The sequence below is a fragment of the Streptomonospora litoralis genome, assembly GCF_004323735.1.
Classification (GTDB): Bacteria; Actinomycetota; Actinomycetes; order Streptosporangiales; family Streptosporangiaceae; genus Streptomonospora; species Streptomonospora litoralis.
Map to the genome: position 1 here is coordinate 2,851,326 of NZ_CP036455.1, position 12,194 is coordinate 2,863,519.

General features: G+C 74.5%; 8 protein-coding genes. 6 read left to right on the forward strand and 2 right to left on the reverse strand.

From position 1 onward, the window contains the following. Positions 1-69 precede the first annotated feature (69 nt). The 5 genes from EKD16_RS12285 (at position 70) to EKD16_RS26480 (ending at position 8,641) form a co-directional block, all read left to right on the forward strand. The gene (locus EKD16_RS12285; RefSeq protein WP_131098507.1) at positions 70-3,681 is read left to right on the forward strand and encodes a TM0106 family RecB-like putative nuclease; all 3,612 of its coding nucleotides are present in this window, start codon (positions 70-72) and stop codon (positions 3,679-3,681) included. Between the two features lie 346 nt (positions 3,682-4,027). Continuing rightward, positions 4,028-4,342 (forward strand): hypothetical protein, encoded by a 315-nt coding sequence (locus tag EKD16_RS12290; protein WP_131098508.1) that lies wholly within the window; start codon positions 4,028-4,030, stop codon positions 4,340-4,342. A 99-nt stretch (positions 4,343-4,441) separates the two neighbouring features. Then, the gene (locus tag EKD16_RS25340) at positions 4,442-4,939 is read left to right on the forward strand and encodes a hypothetical protein (RefSeq protein WP_165498557.1); all 498 of its coding nucleotides are present in this window, start codon (positions 4,442-4,444) and stop codon (positions 4,937-4,939) included. A gap of 89 nt (positions 4,940-5,028) precedes the next feature. After that, on the forward strand, positions 5,029-6,291 hold the full coding sequence (locus EKD16_RS12300) for a site-specific integrase (RefSeq protein ID WP_394347331.1): 1,263 nt from the start codon (positions 5,029-5,031) through the stop codon (positions 6,289-6,291). Positions 6,292-6,325: 34 nt separating this feature from the next. Beyond that, a complete protein-coding gene (locus EKD16_RS26480; protein ID WP_341351882.1) occupies positions 6,326-8,641 on the forward strand; it encodes a hypothetical protein in 2,316 nt (771 codons plus the stop codon). Between the two features lie 398 nt (positions 8,642-9,039). Here EKD16_RS26480 and EKD16_RS25345 read toward each other — a convergent pair whose 3' ends face one another. Both EKD16_RS25345 and EKD16_RS26485 read right to left on the reverse strand, forming a co-directional pair. Then, entirely contained in the window at positions 9,040-9,573 is a 534-nt protein-coding gene (locus EKD16_RS25345) for a hypothetical protein (protein WP_165498455.1), read from the reverse strand. A gap of 1,518 nt (positions 9,574-11,091) precedes the next feature. Beyond that, the gene (locus tag EKD16_RS26485) at positions 11,092-11,619 is read right to left on the reverse strand and encodes a hypothetical protein (RefSeq protein ID WP_341351825.1); all 528 of its coding nucleotides are present in this window, start codon (positions 11,617-11,619) and stop codon (positions 11,092-11,094) included. Here EKD16_RS26485 and EKD16_RS26490 point away from each other — a divergent pair. Continuing rightward, positions 11,585-12,181: an RNA-guided endonuclease InsQ/TnpB family protein gene (locus EKD16_RS26490; RefSeq protein ID WP_341351826.1), complete on the forward strand. Its 597-nt coding sequence runs from the start codon at positions 11,585-11,587 to the stop codon at positions 12,179-12,181. The genes EKD16_RS26485 and EKD16_RS26490 overlap by 35 nt on opposite strands. Positions 12,182-12,194: the final 13 nt, after the last annotated feature.

The following is a 12,194-nucleotide window of genomic DNA, read 5'->3' on the forward strand; positions in this document are numbered from 1 at the left end:
TCGGGCCGCGCCCACCGGTGCCGACGTGGCACAATGCGCGAAGGCTGACAGCGGGGAAGGGTGAGGCCGGTGTTCCGCACCGAGTCGCAGCGGGTGATCTCGCCGACCGATCTCGTCGACACCCTGGAGTGCGAACACCGCAGCGCCCTGCGCATCGCCGCGGCGGCCGAGGTCCCCGGCGCCCCCGCCCCCACCGACATCGACCCGCTCATCGCCCAGCAGGGCGCCGCCCACGAGCAGGCGGAGCTCGACCGGCTGCGCGCCCTCTTCGGCGACGGCGTCGTCGCCGTCGCCGACCCGGCGCCCACCGACGCCGCCATGCGCGCCGCGGCCCGGACCACCGCCGAGGCAATGGCGGCGGGCGCGCCCGTCGTCTACCAGGGCTGCTTCTACGAGCCCATCGCCCCCGGCATCGCCTTCCACGGCCGCGCCGACTTCCTGATCTCCACCGCCGTCGACCCCGCGACCGGCCGGCACCGCCCCGGCGCCGAAACCCGCTACGAACCCTGGGACACCAAACTCGCCCGCCGCCCCGGCCCCTCCGCCGTCCTCCAGCTCACCGCCTACGCCGCCGCGCTGGAGGCCCACGGCCCCGGCCGGGGCGAGCACATGCACCTGATCACCGGCGACCACGGCACCCACACCCACCGCGTCGCCGAGTTCCTGCCCATCCTGCGGGGCGTGCGCGAACGCCTGCTGGAGGCCCTCGACCAGCCCCCGGCGCTACCCGACCCCCTGTGGGGAGCCCCCCGCCCCGCCTGCGACGGCTGCGGCTACAACGCGCTGTGCACCGCCGGCCGCGCCGAGGCCCGCCACCTCTCGCTCGTCGCCGGCATCCGCACCGACCAGTCCCGACGCCTCGACGACTGCGGCCTCACCACCATCGACGCCCTGGCCCGGGCCGCCGACGGCGACCGCCCCCCGGCAATGCCCCGCCGCTCCTTCGCCCGGCTGCGCGACCAGGCCGCGCTCCAGGTCCGCCAGGACGCCACCCGCACCGCCTCAGACCCCCAGGGCACCGTCATCGCCGAGGTCTACGCCGAGGAGGGGCTGGCCGCACTGCCCGCCCCCAGCCCCGGCGACGTCTTCTTCGACATGGAGGGCTACCCCTACTACGACGGCGCCGACGGCCGCGGCCTGGAATACCTCTTCGGCGCCGTCACCCTCGCCGACCCCGCCGCCCCGCACGCCCCCGACCCCGACGGCCCCGACACCGCCGAGGAGTTCCACGCCTTCTGGGCCCACGACCGCGCCCGGGAGAAGCGCGCTTTCGAGGGCTTCGTCGACTTCGTCTGCGAGCGCATCGACGCCGACCCCGGCGCCCACGTCTACCACTACGCCTCCTACGAGGCCGACCGGCTCAAACTCCTCGCCGCCGCGTTCGGCACCCGCGAGGCCGAGGTCGACGAACTGCTGCGCCACCGCCGCCTGGTCGACCTCTACACCGCCGTCAAGAAGAGCCTGCGCGTCTCCCAGCGCTCCTACTCCATCAAGTACCTCGAACCCCTCTACCAGCCCCCGAACCGCAGCGGCGAGGTCACCACCGCCGCCTCCAGCATCGACGCCTACGCCGACTACCTCGCCGCAGCCGAGGCCGGCGACACCGACCGCGCCGCCAAGGTCGCCGACTCCATCGCCGACTACAACCGCGACGACTGCGCCTCCACAGCCCGCCTGCGCTCGTGGCTGGAGCGGCTGCGCGCCGACCACGGCATCACCGCCCGCCCCGCCGGCCAGAGCGAACTCGTCGCCGAGGACGCCGACGAGCGCGCCGCCGAACGGCGCCGCCGCCGCGAGGAGCAGGAGGCGCGCCTGCGCACCCTGACCGACCCGCTGCTGGAAGGCGTGGCCGAGGACCCGGCCCGCCGCAGCGCCCACGACGACACCCGCGCCCTGCTGGCCGCCTTGGCCGGCTACTACCGGCGCGAGGAGAACCCCTCCTGGTGGGACTACTTCCGCCGCGTCTCGGCCCCCGTCGAGGAACTGGAGGCCGACAACGAGTGCCTGGTCCCGCTGCGCGCGCGGCTGGGCGAGTGGCAGGAGCCCACCGGCCGGCAGAAACTCGCCCGCCGCGAGGTCGAACTGCGCGCCGACCCCGCCCGCCCCCACCCCTTCAGTACCGGCGACTCCGTCCGGCTGCTGTACGCCGGCGCGCCCGGCCAGGAAGCCGACACCGTAGGCGCCACCGTCGAGGCCGCCTCCCCCGAACGCCTCACCCTCGTCGAGACCTCCGCACCCGCCGAGACCTACGCACGCGCACCCTCGGCGGTGCTGCCCGGCGCCCCCGTGCGCTCCACGCCCAAAGACGACGCCCTGTGGACCGTGGCCGACGAGGCCGTCGCGGCCCTGCCCGACCTGCCCCACCGCGCCGGCATCGACGTGCTGCGCCGCCGGCCCCCGCGCACTCGCGAGGGCTCGGGCCTGCCCGGCACCGCCGAGCACGGCGACGACCCCGTCGCCGCCGCCATCGCCGCCGTCGGGCGCCTCGACTGCTCCTACGTGGCCGTGCAGGGCCCGCCCGGCGCCGGCAAGACCTACCTCGCCGCGCAGCTGATCACCCACCTCGTCGCCCGCGGCCGCAGCGTCGGCGTCTGCTCCACCAGCCACAAGGCCGTGGAGAACGTACTCGCCGCCGCCGTGCAGGCCGCCCGCATCACCGGCGCCGAACTGCCCTGCGCCAAACGCCCGCCCGGCAGCCGACCCGCCGCCGAGGCACCCTGGGACCAGCCCAAGAGCACCAAGGACCTGGCCGCCTGGCGCACCCGCCACACCACAGGCCACCTCGTCGGCGGCACCGCCTGGACATTCGCCAACGAAGCGGTCGTCGCCGACCCCCTCGACGTGCTCATCATCGACGAGGCCGGGCAGTTCGCGCTGGCCGACACCCTCGCCGTCTCCGCCGCCACCCGCGACCTCGTCCTGCTCGGCGACCCCCAGCAGCTGCCCCAGGTGGTCCAGGGCACCCACGGCGAAGGCGCCGCCGCCTCGGCCCTGGAGCACCTCGCCGGCGGCGCCGACATCATCGACCCCCGCCTGGGCTACTTCCTGGACCAGACCCGCCGCATGCACCCCGAGGTGTGCGCCCCGGTCTCCGAACTGTCCTACCGCGGGATGCTGCGCGCCCACCCCAGTGCCGCCGAACGCACGATGAGCGGCGTAGACGCCGGGCTCTACCGCCGCGAGGTCGACCACAGCGGCCGTGCCACCCACAGCCCCGAGGAGGTCGACGCGGTCGTCGGCATCGCCGCCGATCTGGTGGGCCGCCGCTTCCGCGAACCCGGCGCCGTGGCCGAACGCGAGATCACCGGAGAGGACGTCCTGGTGGTCGCGCCCTACAACCTGCAGGTGCGCGCGCTGCGCCGGGCACTGGACGCCGCCGGGCTCGACGAGGTGCGCGTGGGCACCGTCGACCGGTTCCAGGGCCAGGAGGCACCGGCGGTCATCTGCTCCATGACCGTCTCCAGCGCCGCCGACGCCCCGCGCGGCCTGGACTTCGTCCTCTCGCGCAACCGCCTCAACGTGGCCCTCTCGCGCGCCCAGACCGTCGCCGCGCTGGTCCACTCGCCCCGGTTGGGCGCCTCGGCGCCGCGCTCGGTCGCCGAACTGCGCGCCCTGGCCGGTTTCGCGGGCCTGCGCGCAGCCGCCCGCCCCTGGCCCGAGACGGGCCGTCCGCACCCGTAGGCCGGCGCGCCGCAGCGCCGCGAGGCCTGTGCGCGAGATCACCGGAGGGCGGCCGCCCAGCCCGTCCATGCAGGCACCGCACTCCGGCGGGCACCGGCTTCGGCCCCGGACACCGCTTGATCATCGGCCCCAAGCCGAGTTGGATGGCGACTATGGCACCGACTCGGCCCGACGCACTCCGCCGATGGCGGAGAATCGTCTGCGCGGGCCCGCATCCGCCGTGCCCGCGCCGCGCCGGCGGCGGTAGCCTGCCGACCGGCCCGACCGGCACCGCGCCGGCGCGTCCCGATACCCGCACGCCCCGCGCCGCCCCCGGCGGCCGTTTCGTTGGGAGAAGGTTCCCCCGTTGACGCCTACACAGAACGGAGACCGGCAGATCCGCAACACCCGGCATCCACTGGGAGTCCGGATCACCGCGGGACTACTGGGCGCGGGCAGCCTGGTATTGGGACCGATCGGCTACCTGCGCGCCATCGCGGCCAGCGAGGGGTCGGCCGCCGAGTGGTACACCCTGGGCTTCGGCGTCTCGGTCGGCCTGCCGCTGCTGGCCGCCGCCATCGCCACCGTCGCCGGAGACCGGCGCGCCGCGCTGTGGTCGGTGGCACTGCTGGGCTGGCCGGTGGTCTATGTGATCGCGATCCACCTGGCCCTGGCGGCCTGAGCCGCACCGCCGCGGAGCGGGCACGGCCGCGCGACCACTACGTTGGGACCGCGGGCGGAGGCACCCGCCCCGTCGGCGCCGGACTCCAGGGAGGGACGCGTGTCGCCCAAGAAGAAGCGCACCAGGACGAAAGCGAGCGGCCGCGGCGCCGGGACCGCAACGCCGACCGCGCCGCCCGAGGCTTCCGCCGCCCGCGGCGCCACCCCTGCGGGCGTCAGCCGCACCCCGGTCGTGCTCGACGACCGCCGCCGCTGGCCCGTGGCCGTGTGGATCGCGCTGACCTGCCTCTGGGCGCTGGGCTCGCTGGTGTTCTTCGGACTGTTCCTCGCCGAGGGCTTCGCCCTCATGGGCACGCAGGGCCGCAACCAGGACTCCGGCTTCGCGAGCATGAACACCGCCGCCTGGTACCTGCTGGGCCTGGTGGTGTGCGCGCTGGCGGTGCCGCTGGCCGGAGCCGTGTGGGCGCTGCTGCTGCGCCGCAGGATCGCCGCGATCCTCTTCGCCGTCGCCCTCGCGCTCTCGGCTGCGCTGCTGTTCTCCCTGGACTCCCCGGTGGGTATCGCCCAGGCCGTCGCCAACGGCATCACCGCCGGCTGACCCGCCCGGCACCGGACCCGCCGCCGCGTCGGGCGCCACGCCGCCGCCCCGGCAGCGGCGCGCATCGGCGATGGGCCATCATGGCGGTCGTGGCCGACGACGAAACCCCTCAAGCCCCGCCCCACGACGAGGACGCCCCCGCCCCGGGCGTCGCCGAGATCGTCCCCGCCCCGGTCCGCGAGCGCCTGGTAGGCGGCACCCGCAGCGTCCTGGTCGACGAGGACGCCCTGGAGGCGGTACGCCGCCGCTTCGACGACGAGCAGGCCGGCGCCCTGGGCCGCTACCTGTCCTCGGCCCAGTCCGCCAACACCCTGCGCGCCTACCGCACCGACTGGACCGCCTTCAGCGCCTGGTGCCTGGCCGAGGGCCGCCGGTCGCTGCCCGCCGACCCCGTCGACGTCGCGGTCTACCTCGCGGCAGCCGCCGAGACCGTCCGCACCGACGACCCCCACCGCTGGGCCCTTGCCCCCGCCACCCTGGAACGCAAGGCCGCCGCCATCGCCGCCGTCCACGGCGCCCACGGACTCTCCGCCCCCACCCGAAGCGACGTCGTACGCATGACCCTGCGCGGCATCCGGCGCCGGCGCCGCGCCGTCCCCACCCGCAAGCGGCCCCTCCTGCTGCCCACCCTGGAGGCACTGCTGGCCGAACTGCCCGACGCCGCCGACCCCGTCGGGGGCGTCGCACGGCGCCGCGACGCCCTGCTGCTGCTCACCGGGTTCGCCGGGGCACTGCGCCGCAGCGAGCTGGCGGCACTGACCTTCGACGCCGTCGCCCTTGCCGCCGACCACCGCACCGGCGACCCGATGCTCGTGGTGCGCCTGGGCGCCACCAAGACCGACCAGGACGCGCGCGCCGAGCAGCAGGTGGCCCTGCCGCGCGGCAGGCGCCCGCACACCTGCCCCGTCTGCGCCTTCGCCGACTGGGCCGACCTGCTCGAATCCCGCCGCGACGGCGGAGCCGAGGCCGTGGCCGCCCAGCTGGCCCACCCGCCCGCCGCACCTCCCGGCGGGCACCGCTGCCACACCTACACCGGCACCGACCTGGCCGACGGCACCGGCCGGGCGGTGTTCCCACGCGTGGACCGGCACGGACACATCGGGCACAAAGGCGTCTCCGACCGCGCGGTGGCCGACCTCGTCAAGCGCTACAGCCGCCGCGCCGGACTCGACGACGCGGCCTTTTCCGGCCACTCGCTGCGTGCGGGCTTCGCCACCCAGGCGGCGATGGGCGGGGCGGGCGACCGGGAGATCATGCGCCAGGGCCGGTGGAGCAATCCCCGCACGGTGCACGGCTACATCCGCACCGCGAGTCCGCTTGAGGACAATGCCGTGACCCGTTTGGGCCTGTGATCAACTCGAGTCCGATATATGTCAAGATGCGTGCGTGATCGATGAGTTTCGTGCAGCGTTTCAGGAGCTGATCGACGCCTCCGTCGCGGCGGACACCGGGCGCTTTCCTCCGGCCGTACAGAGCGTGTACCACCTGGCCTCCGAGGTTCCCCCGCAGGAGCGCGAACTCGCGTTGGAGGCGCTCGGTCCGTTCCTCGGCGGCGGGCACACCGCGCCCGGCATCAGCGCCGACCTGGCCTTGGTCGCCGGCGCCTTCGTCGAGATGGGCGCCTCGCCCGGACCGGCCGGTCCCGAGGTGGTGCGCCTGCTGCGCAGCTTCGGCCAGGGCGCGGCCGTCTTCCTCTACGCCTGGGAGCGCACCGGCGGCGGGCGCCTGCCCGACCCCGACGAGGTCAGCGCCACCGCCGAGGAACGCCTCGCCGCCGAACTCGGCGAAGCCGCCTCCACAGCCACCGTGTGCTGGTGGACCATCCGCCGCTTCGGGCTGGCCGCCAAGACCATGCTGAGCCAGGCCGAGGTGCGCAGCGCCGTGCGTTCCGAAGCCGAACTGCGCGCCGAACTCGTGGCCATCGCCAACCAGCTCAGCGGCGCCCTGTCGGAGTTCGGCGAGATCCGCGCCCTGCTCCGGATGGCCGAGGCCACCTCGGCGCTGGTCCTGGAGAGCGCCTCGGGTCGGGCCTTCCGCGTGCTTTTCGACGGCATCGGCGACAATTTCCAGCTGCACACCCTGCTGGCCGACGCGCTGATCGGCGACGAAGGCCGCGGCCTGCCGGGGGAGCGCCCCGACCCCCGGTGGGTCGCCGCGTTCCGCGACGCCCAGCCCGACCCCGAGGCCCGCGTCGTCCACGGCTGGTGGAACCTGGCGGCGCTGGACGGGGCCTGGGTCTGGAACGAGGGGGTGCCCGCCGACATCCCCACCGTCGACGGCGAGCACGTGCTGGTGCTGGGCCGGCAGCCCTACCCCCGCTCCTGGAACGCCGGGCGGCGCCACCCGCAGGTGAGCGGCTGGCTGGAGGTCGAGGAGGAGGTCTCGGCCGAGGAGACCGCGACCTGGTGGCGCCGCGCCTCGGTGGCGCCGGGCACCCCCGACCGGCCGTCGCCCGCGGCCGCCGAAGGGGCCCCGGAGGCCGCGCCGGAGCTGGCGGGTCCCGAGCAGCCGGCCACCGGGGGAGAGGTGCGCGAACCGGCCCCGGAGGAGCGGCCCACCCCCCAGGAGGCACCTCCGTCCGCCGACGCGGCTCCTCCGGCGGCGTGGGCGCAGGACACTCCGGACCCGCAGCCGGGCGGCGCCGCCGCGGCCGGGGCCGCACAAGACCGCCGCCACGCCGCGGACGAGAGCCCCGGCGCCGCAAGCGCCGCAACCGCATCCGCCGACTCCGGCCCGCAGCGGCCCGAGGCCGCCGATGGCGGCGCGGGCGCTCGCCCCAAGACACCCTTCGACGGCTTCGCGCTAGGGGGCCCCGACACCGCCGCGGCCGATCCGGAAGCCCAGGCAACCGGGGAATCCGCCGCCGATGCCGGCGTCCTCCGCCGCGCCGCGGCCCCCGACCGCACCGCCGACGGCGCCACAGGTCCTGCCGAATCCACGACCGAATCCGCCGGCGCGGCAGGAGTTTCCACCGCCGCACAAGAACCGGCGCACCCGTCCGCGGCCGACTCCGGGAACGCTCCCAGCGCCGCCCTCGCCGACGCCGCCGAGCACGGACGCGCGCAGCAGGTCCCGCCGGGCGCCCCTGCGGAGTATCCGACGCCTGCGCCCGACCGGGATCGCCGGGCTTCGCCGGACGCCGAAACGCCCGGAGCCTTCGGCGGCGGGGAGGCGGACAGCCCCGCTCCGAGCGCGGGCGCTCCCACCATGGCGATTCCGCACCTGGGCGCGGCCGCCGGCTCCCGACCGCCCGCAGACGTCGGCGAAAGCGACGCGCCGGGCAGGCGGCACCTCGAAGAACCGCCCGAGGCCGATGGCGCCGACGACCATGCTGCGCCGAGCCCGGAATCCTCGGCACCGACGCACCCCGACGAGGAGCGCGATCCGGCGCACACCACCGCTGCGGATCCCCCTGGCGAGGCGCCGGACACCGGCGATGCCGAGCCGGTCGTACCCACGCCGTGGGCGGAGGACACCCCCGCCACCGGCACCGCCCTCGACGGCGAGTCGACGGTCGGCGGTTCCGCCACCGAGACCGCCACCGACCCGGACGCCGGGGGAGCAGACCCCGGAAACGGCTCCGATGGGCCGGATTCCGCCGCGGACGAGGCCGCCGCCGAGGAATCGGTGCGAAATCCTCTCCTGCCGCCGCTGCCCAAGGGCGTGTCCGACAGCTCGGCCTGGGGCCCCGACTGGCTCTAAGCCGTGTTTAAGAACGCCGGTCTGCTGGGCGGCCTAATGGGAGTTGCCGGGTCGGGCAGACTCGACGGGAAAGCGGCGGCGACGCCGGAAGCGGGGCCGGGCCCGCGCCCGCGGGACACGGTGCCCGCCGGTGGCGCAGTCGACGGGGCGGCGGGCGCCGCCCCTGTCACCTACCGCCCATGGGAGCCGAACCGATCCAACCCTTCTTAAACGGCGCTTAGCCACCCCAGGCAGACTTCGGCTCCTCGGCGGCACGCTGGGGGAGACCCGTGGATGCAGGCCGCCCCGGCCCGAGTAGAAAATCTACAATGTAAAGGCGCCTGTCAACCCTCCGCCACAACGCGGCCCTAACCGCAGCGGATCCGCCGGGAACGGGGAGCCGGCGGATCCGGGGACGGTCACGCCCGGGTCGTGCGCCGATGGTGGCCCGGCCCACCTTCGGTGTCGGCGCCGCTGAAGCGATCCCGCTCCTCGTAGTCCTCGTCGTAGAGGCCGTCGAAGTACTCCTCCTCGGTCACGCCCTGCGGTCGCTCCTTTCGGGCCCACCGCGAGGGCACCAGCATCGGGATGAACAGGGCCAGCCCCAGCGGCAGGTAGGCCCCGATCGACAGCAGCGTCACCGCTCCTTCCACACCCGGCAGCCCCGGCACCCGCTCCACCAGCGCCGGGCGCAGCACCTGCACCGCTGTGGCCGCGACCAGACTCAGTCCGGTGATGCCGGGCAGCAGCGGGGTAAGCCGCGGGGGCACCAGCACCAGCGTCACCAGCAGCGCCACGACGGCCGCGGCGCCCACGGCGACCGCACCGTCCACGGTGGCGATCGACTGCCCGGTCTCGTCGAGGTCGACGAAGCGCGGCAGCAGCCAACCGGTGCCGAGCATCAGCACCGGCGCCAGCACCAGGCCGACGACGAATCCCACGAAATGTCGCACGAGTCTTCTCCTCAGGTAGGTAGGTGGCGGCGGGCAGGCACGGCACCGCGCGGCCGGGGCCGACTGGCCCCCCGGGGATCGGGTGCCCCGCGCATGCGGCGCCGTCCGACGCGACTCCACGGGGAGTTGAGCATGCACCATAGCGACATTTGCCGCTAAATGGGCATAGTAGACACGCTTCGTAGTCGTGCACTGCGTCGTCTCGTCGCCTCGAACGGTGGTGCGACGCAGTTGAGGACGCCCGAAAATCCGATCTCGCCCATTGCGAAAACCAAGCAAAGTCACGTTGCGTGCTCGTTCCGGGTGGCGGCGGAGGGCCGCCACCCGGTTGTCGGCGCGAGCCCGACGCGGGGTAGCCGGCGGCCGACATGCAGCCGGATCGGGGCCACGAGATGCACGTACGTGCGCCGGTATTCGCCGCGGCGCTGCTCCGAGGTGCCGTCCTCGCACCGTGAGTTCGCGATGCGAAACAACGCGGGTCGTTATGCCCACCAATGCCCGATTCCTCGGTGGGTTCGCCCCCGCGCCGCGGCGGCGGTAGCGCACGAGGCGCACCGAATGGCGCGAAAGCGCCCCCGACATCAACTTTTCGTGCGTCTCGTGGCCGCCGCGCCCGCCGAGGCCACCCGCAAAACGGTCATAGACCCCCAAAAATCCATCCCATCGGGCGGTGGACTCCCGGAGGTGACGCCCGGGCGCAACGAGCGACGTGTCGTCACCCCCCCCGCACCCCTCGGGCCGTGCGAGCGCCCGCGACCCCGCCCCGCCGCGCGGCTTCCGGCCTGCGCGGGCCCTGTCGGAACACAGCGGCGCCGCCTCCCAGCCCCCGCGCCCGCTATATCCGACGCGCCGGAGTCGGCCGCGACGATCGTGGCGGCCGTGGCGAAAATCCCAAAGAACGCCGCTGGATCTCGTCATACGGGCACCATCGTCCCGCCGCCCTGCGACATCACGGACACACGGGCGCCTCCCGGATCCCCCGCGTCCTCGCCGACCCCGTCGCGCGGGTCACCGGCCGGCACCGGAACCGACGCTCGCGGGCTGGCCCTTCGCCGTCCTCGCTGCCGCTTCTCCATATGGCCGCCCGATACCCGGCAGGCCGACAAGGCCGCCCAGCAGACCCGAGCCGCCGGCCGCCGCCACCGGCGAGCACCAACGGGCACCCGGCCCGATGACCGCAGGCTCAGCCCGCCGCCGCTCTCACCGTCGCCCTTTCCGCCAAGAACGACACCCCAACCCCGCCCGGCACCCAGGCCCCACAGCGCAGAGCGGGCGCCGCCGCAGGCAGCAGCGAACCGGGCCGATCGGCGCGCGGGATTCAGCCGATTCTAGCGAGGAGCCCCGGCTCTGCAGAGCCGGGAGGAATCGCTTCTCACCACGGCCCCGCCCCGAATACGAGCACGCCTGCGGATATCGGCGTTCGCCCCCCGCCGGGGCGGCGGTGATCGTAGGATCACCGCTGTGAAGATCGTCGTGCAGGCCAAACTCGTGCCCGATGCCGCACAGGCGTCCGCGCTGTCAGCGACCCTGCGCACCCTCAACGAGGCCGCCAACCGGGTCTCGGCGGTGGCCTTCGAGCACGGCGTGCCGCGCGAGTACGAGCTGCGCAAGCACACCTACGCCGAGCTGAAGTCTCGCGGGCTGGGCGCCCAGGCCGCCCAACAGGTCATCAAGAAGGTCCGCGACGCCTACACCACGCTGGCGGCCAATATCGGGGCCGGCCACCTCGGCACACCCGGCAGCAAACGCCGCCGCAACGCCGAGGCGAAGCCGATCGCCTTCCGGGCCGAAGCCGCCCAACCTTACGACGACCGGTGTCTGAGCTGGCAGTACGACCAGCAGACGGTGTCCATCTGGACCACCGCAGGCCGCTTGAAGAACGTGCGCTTCGCCTGCGCACCGGAGACCCTCAAAATGCTGGTCGAGCACCGGCAGGGCGAATCGGACCTGGTCGAACGCGACGGCGTGTTCTACCTGATGGCCACCTGCGAAGTGGCCGAGGCCGAGCAGTATGAACCGGACGGGTTCATCGGGCATCGCCAGCATCGCCACCACCTCCACCGGCTACCGGGCGGCCGGGCGGGGCCTGAACCGCCACCGCAAGCGCCAGGCCGCCCTGCGGGCCGAACTCCAGGCCAAAAAGACCGAATCAGCAAAGCGCCGGCTCAAGAAGCGCAACCGCCGCGAGCGGCGCCACGTTGCGAACACCAACCACACCATCGCCAAGCAGATCGTGACCGAGGCTGAACGCACCTCATCCGGTATCGCCCTGGAAGACCTCACGGGCATCCGGCAGAGGGTACGGCTCCGCAGGCCCCAACGGGTCGCGCTGCACTCCTGGGCCTTCGCCCGGCTCGCCGCCTTCATCGCCTACAAAGCCAAGCGGGCCGGGGTCCCGCTGGTGCAGGTCGATCCGGCCTACACCAGCCGGGAATGCGCCGAACGCCACCACATCGACACGAGGAACCGCCTGGATCGGGCCCGGTTCGTGTGCCGGTCGTGCGGGGTCGTTGCCCACGCCGACCGCAACGCTTCCCGCAACCTCGCCCGCCGGGGCGAGGACGCATGGAATGCGGGGCGTGAGTCACGCGTCCCTGCCGCCCCATAAGGGGTGTCTGGAC

Coding starts and splice junctions, on each gene's coding strand:
- EKD16_RS26490 (WP_341351826.1), top strand. CDS start 11,585: ATGAACCGGACGGGTTCATCGGGCATCGCCAGCATCGCCACCACCTCC.
- EKD16_RS26485 (WP_341351825.1), bottom strand. CDS start 11,619: ATGCTGGCGATGCCCGATGAACCCGTCCGGTTCATACTGCTCGGCCTC.